The sequence below is a fragment of the Yoonia sp. genome, assembly GCF_017854415.1.
GTDB lineage: Bacteria > Pseudomonadota > Alphaproteobacteria > Rhodobacterales > Rhodobacteraceae > Yoonia.
Genome location: NZ_JAFMHR010000173.1, coordinates 1 through 4985, shown reverse-complemented (window position 1 = coordinate 4985; position 4985 = coordinate 1). Strand labels below are relative to the sequence as shown.

The 4985-nt window shown below is 56.5% G+C and carries 5 protein-coding genes; all 5 read left to right on the top strand.

The window, feature by feature from the left end; translation table 11 throughout:
* Nucleotides 1–1370: thiosulfohydrolase SoxB (gene soxB, locus QZ197_RS14665; protein ID WP_296432890.1), on the top strand; the 1370-nt coding region annotated here is incomplete at its 5' end.
* 19 nt (nt 1371–1389) lie between these two features.
* Nucleotides 1390–2661 carry a sulfite dehydrogenase gene (gene soxC / locus QZ197_RS14660; RefSeq protein ID WP_296432889.1) on the top strand — a complete coding sequence of 424 codons (1272 nt, stop codon included), beginning with the start codon at nt 1390–1392 and terminating at the stop codon, nt 2659–2661.
* On the top strand, nt 2645–3670 hold the full coding sequence (locus tag QZ197_RS14655) for a c-type cytochrome (RefSeq protein ID WP_296432888.1): 1026 nt from the start codon (nt 2645–2647) through the stop codon (nt 3668–3670). The genes soxC and QZ197_RS14655 overlap by 17 nt, the downstream gene beginning before the upstream one ends.
* Nucleotides 3670–4365, top strand: a complete 696-nt coding sequence (locus QZ197_RS14650; protein WP_296432887.1) for a c-type cytochrome — start codon at nt 3670–3672, stop codon at nt 4363–4365. The genes QZ197_RS14655 and QZ197_RS14650 overlap by 1 nt, the downstream gene beginning before the upstream one ends.
* 15 nt (nt 4366–4380) lie before the next feature.
* Nucleotides 4381–4985 (top strand): FAD-dependent oxidoreductase (locus QZ197_RS14645; protein WP_296432886.1); only part of this gene is annotated, 605 nt, incomplete at its 3' end.

Here is a 4985-nt window from a genome sequence, read left to right as displayed (position 1 = left end):
CGGCCCTTGGTCAGACTTATGGCAAAATGGGCGGCATGGACCGCGTCGCGACGGTTGTGAACAGTATCCGCGCGGACCGCCCTGATGCGTTGCTGCTGGATGGCGGCGACACTTGGCATGGGTCCTACACATGCCACAAAACCCAAGGCCAGGACGTCGTGAACGTGATGAACCTGCTGAAACCTGATGCGATGACCTTCCATTGGGAATTCACACTGGGGTCCGATCGTGTCCGCGATATTGTCGCTGATCTGCCATTTGCTGCTTTGGGCCAGAACATTTTCGACGCCGAATGGGACGAACCAGCCGAGGATTTTGCCCCTTACCAGTTTTACGAAAGCGGCGGCGTGAAAGTCGCCGTGATCGGGCAAGCCTTTCCCTATATGCCAATCGCTAATCCCGGCTGGATGTTTCCTGAATACTCTTTCGGTATCCGCGATCAGCGCATGCAGGAAATGGTGGACGAAGTGCGCGGCCAAGGTGCCGAGCTTGTTGTCTGCCTGTCGCACAACGGCTTTGATGTCGATAAGAAGATGGCAGAGCGCGTTACCGGAATTGATGTGATCTTAGCTGGGCACACGCATGATGCTTTGCCTGAACCAGTGCTGGTTCGAGACACGATCATCATCGCGTCTGGGTCAAACGGCAAGTTCGTTAGCCGCATTGACTTGGATGTGCGCGACGGGCAAATGATGGGTTTCCGCCACAAGCTGATCCCGATCTTTTCGGATGTCATCACGCCGGACACCGATGTTGCAGCCGCGATTGATGCCGAACGCGCGCCATTTCTTGATGATTTGACCGAAGTGATAGGCAAAACCGCCGACGACACGTTGTTGTATCGCCGTGGCAACTTTAACGGATCGTGGGATGACTTGATTTGCGAGGCGCTGATCGAGGAACGCGAGGCCGATATTTCCATGTCGCCCGGTGTGCGTTGGGGTCCGTCGATCATGCCCGGCCAAAATATCACCCGCGAAGACATCTTTAATGTCACCTCTATGTCGTACCCCAATGCTTACCGCACTGAAATGACGGGTGAATTCATCCACACTATTCTTGAAGACGTGGCCGACAACTTGTTCAATACGGACCCCTATTATCAACAGGGCGGCGACATGGTGCGGATCGGCGGAATGGCCTACCGGATTGACATTAATCAACCGATTGGCAGCCGGATATCCGATCTTACCCTGACAAAAACAGGCGCCGCCATTGATCCTGCCAAAAGCTATGTCGTGGCCGGTTGGGCTTCTGTGAACGAAGGCACCGAGGGTCCGCCGATTTGGGACGTCGTTGAGGATTACATTCGCAAACAAGGCACAGTTTCAGTTGCCCCAAACACGTCAGTGCAAGTCGTGGGCGCATGATGAGGAAAGAGAACCAGAGATGAGCGAGATTTTTAAAGGCATGAAACCATCGCGGCGCAACTTCCTTAAGGGAGCCGCGGCAAGCGGGGCGGCATTGGTTGGCGGCACGAATGCGGCAAAGGCCGCGGGCGATCCCGCCATTTTGGAAAAACAGCCATGGGCCCAGTTTTTGGGGGCGGGGGTTGATGAAGCCCCTTACGGTGTTCCTTCGAAGTTCGAGGCGCATGTGCGTCGCCAGAACGTACCTTGGCTGACGGCTGATCCTGTTAGCTCGATCAACTTTACGCCGCTGCACGAACTTGATGGGATCATCACGCCCAACGGCTTGTGCTTTGAACGGCACCACGCAGGTGTGGCCGAAGTCGACCCAAGCGCATACCGCCTTATGATCAACGGCTTAGTAGATCGCCCGCTGGTTTTCACCATGCAAGACCTGATGCGGTTCCCGCGCGAAAACCACGTCTACTTTCTGGAATGCGCAGCCAACACCGGCATGGAATGGGCCGGTGCCCAGTTGAACGGCTGCCAATTCACGCATGGCATGATCCATAACGTGATGTACACAGGCATCCCGCTGCGCCTGATCTTACAAGAGGCAGGCGTCAAAACCGCAGGCAAATGGTTGTTGCCCGAAGGGGCCGATGCGTCTGGTATGACCCGCTCTATTCCGATGGAAAAGGCGATGGATGATTGCCTTGTTGCGTTCAAAATGAACGGCGAGGCGCTGCGCCCTGAACAGGGCTATCCTGTCCGCTTGGTCGTTCCGGGTTGGGAAGGCAACATGTGGGTCAAATGGCTGCGCCGCATCGAAGTGGGCGACCAGCCATGGCATCACCGCGAGGAAACCAGCAAATACACCGATCTTTTGGCGAACGGTCAGGCGCGGCGCTTTACGTGGGAAATGGACGCGAAATCCGTGATTACCAGCCCAAGCCCGCAAATGCCGATCACGCATGGCCCCGGTCCGGTCGTGATGACCGGCGTGGCGTGGTCAGGTCGTGGAACGATCCCGCGCGTAGATGTCACCATTGATGGCGGCATGAACTGGCACGAGGCGCGGATATCCGGCCCAAGTCTGAATAAATCCATGCACCGGTTTTATTACGAGTTCGACTGGGACGGCAAACCGCTGCTGCTGCAAAGCCGCGCACATGACAGCACAGGCTATGTGCAACCGACCAAGGAACAGCTGCGCAGCGTGCGTGGCGAGAATTCGATCTATCACAACAACGGTATCCAAACATGGGCCGTCGACGCAGAAGGGGTGGCTGAAAATGTCGAGATCTCTTAAATTCCTGGCCCCTATCAGCGCCGCTATCATCATCGCAGCACCCGTTCTGGCGCAGCAAACGCTTGGGCTTGGCCGCGATGCTCTGCCAGACGAAATCGCCGCCTGGGATATTGATATCCGGCCAGACGGGCTTGGCCTGCCTGCGGGCAGTGGCGACGTGTGGACCGGCGAAGAAGTGTTCGTTGATAAATGCGCATCCTGTCACGGTGATTTCGGCGAAGGTACCGGTCGGTGGCCGGTTCTTGCTGGTGGTGTCGGGACTTTGAGCAATGCAGATCCGGTCAAGACAATCGGGTCCTATTGGCCTTATCTTTCGACGGTCTATGACTATGTGAACCGCGCGATGCCATTTGGAGAGGCGCAATCGCTAGAGCCGGACGAGATTTACGCAATCACGGCTTATCTGCTTTATATGAATGATCTGGTCGACGATGATTTCACGTTGAGCGATGAAAATTTCCTAGACGTTGAAATGCCGAACGCGGGCAGTTTCTATATGGATGACCGCGCCGAAACTGAACTGCCGATCTTTGCAGCGGTGCCTTGCATGGAAAATTGCAAGGACAGTGTGGAAATCACAATGCACGCCAGTGTGCTTGATGTGACACCAGATGTTGCTGACGAAGAAGAGGCTGTTGTTGAAGAGGCTACTGCGGAACCTGCCGAAGCACCAACAGTGGCGCTCGACCCCGTTCTGGTTGCGGCTGGTGAGGGCGCGTTTCGTCAGTGCAAGGCGTGTCATCAACTTGGTGAAGGTGCCACAAACCGCACCGGACCTGTGCTGAACGGCATGATCGGCCGACCCGTTGGCTCTGTTGATGGCTTTCGGTATTCCGGCGTGTTCCAGGAAGCTGCGCAAGCAGGCGAAGTTTGGACCCAAGAAAGCCTTGCCGCATTTTTGGCGGATCCGCGCGGGACTATGTCTGGTACAAAGATGTCGTTCCGGGGCGTGCGTGACGCCGCAGAGATCGAGGCGCTGATCGCCTATATTCAAAGCTTTGACGGCTGATGTTTGCGCGTCTTCTTGCATTGGCATTGGTGGTGGTCTGCGGGCCAGCAAATGCCGATGCGGGGGGGGATGCCGCGCGCGGCGAAACTCTTTTTCAGGAATGCAAAAGCTGCCATCAAGTGGGCCAAGGCGCTGTTAACCGCATTGGGCCGCACCTGAACAATATTTTTGACAGGTCCGCCGGCGCATCCGAGGGCTTTCGTTATTCACGCGGTTTTGAACGCGCAGCCTCAGGTGGCTTGTTCTGGACCTATGAGACACTCAATAACTTTATTGAAAACCCGCGCGCGCTTGTTTCGAACACAAGGATGAGTTTTCGTGGATTTTCCGATCCGCAAGACCGCGATGATGTGCTTGCCTATTTGCGCCAGTTTTCAGCCAGCCCGTCGAATATCCCTGAATCTGCGCCCACAGCAGCAGCGGTCGATCATGCGGTTGCGCCCGAAATCCTCGCGATTGTGGGGGACCCTGCATATGGCGAATACCTTTCGGGTGAGTGCACGTCTTGTCATCAGATCAGCGGCGTAGGTGCAGGCATTCCATCCATCACGCATTGGCCCACGGACGATTTTGTCACGGCGATGCATGCCTACAAAGTGGGCGTGCGTGCCCATCCTGTCATGCAAATGATGGCAGGCCGATTGTCAGACGAAGAGATCGCGGCGCTGGCCGCATATTTCGAAACGATCAACTAACCGGGAGGATTTCAAATGACCTATAATAGAAGAGCTTTCCTAGGAACTGCCGCAGCAACTGCCAGCCTGCTGGCCGCACCGATGGTGCGCGCACAAACCAAACCACGGGTTGTCGTTGTCGGTGGCGGCGCTGGCGGGGCTACGGCCGCGCGATATATCGCCAAAGACAGCGGCGGTGCCATTGATGTGACGTTGGTCGAGCCGACCCGCACATATTACACCTGCTTTTTCTCGAACCTGTATCTTGGCGGGTTCCGCGAAATGCAGTCCCTAGGGCATAGCTATGGCACGCTGGCGGCCCAATTCGGCGTCAATGTGGTGCATGACTGGGCTGTTGCTGTTGACCGTGACGCCAAGACCGTGGCCTTGGCGGGTGGCGGCAGCTTGCCTTATGACCGTTTGATCCTGTCACCCGGTATCGACTTTGTAGACGGGGCAGTCCCCGGTTGGGATATCAGCGCGCAAAACGCGATGCCCCATGCCTATAAGGCGGGATCGCAGACTGAATTGCTGAAGGCGCAAATCATGGCGATGCCGCAGGGTGGCACCTTTGCGATGGTCGCCCCGCCCAATCCCTATCGCTGCCCGCCTGGACCGTACGAGCGGATTTCGATGGTGGC

Coding starts and splice junctions, on each gene's coding strand:
- soxC (WP_296432889.1), top strand. CDS start 1,390: ATGAGCGAGATTTTTAAAGGCATGAAACCATCGCGGCGCAACTTCCTT.
- QZ197_RS14655 (WP_296432888.1), top strand. CDS start 2,645: ATGTCGAGATCTCTTAAATTCCTGGCCCCTATCAGCGCCGCTATCATC.
- QZ197_RS14650 (WP_296432887.1), top strand. CDS start 3,670: ATGTTTGCGCGTCTTCTTGCATTGGCATTGGTGGTGGTCTGCGGGCCA.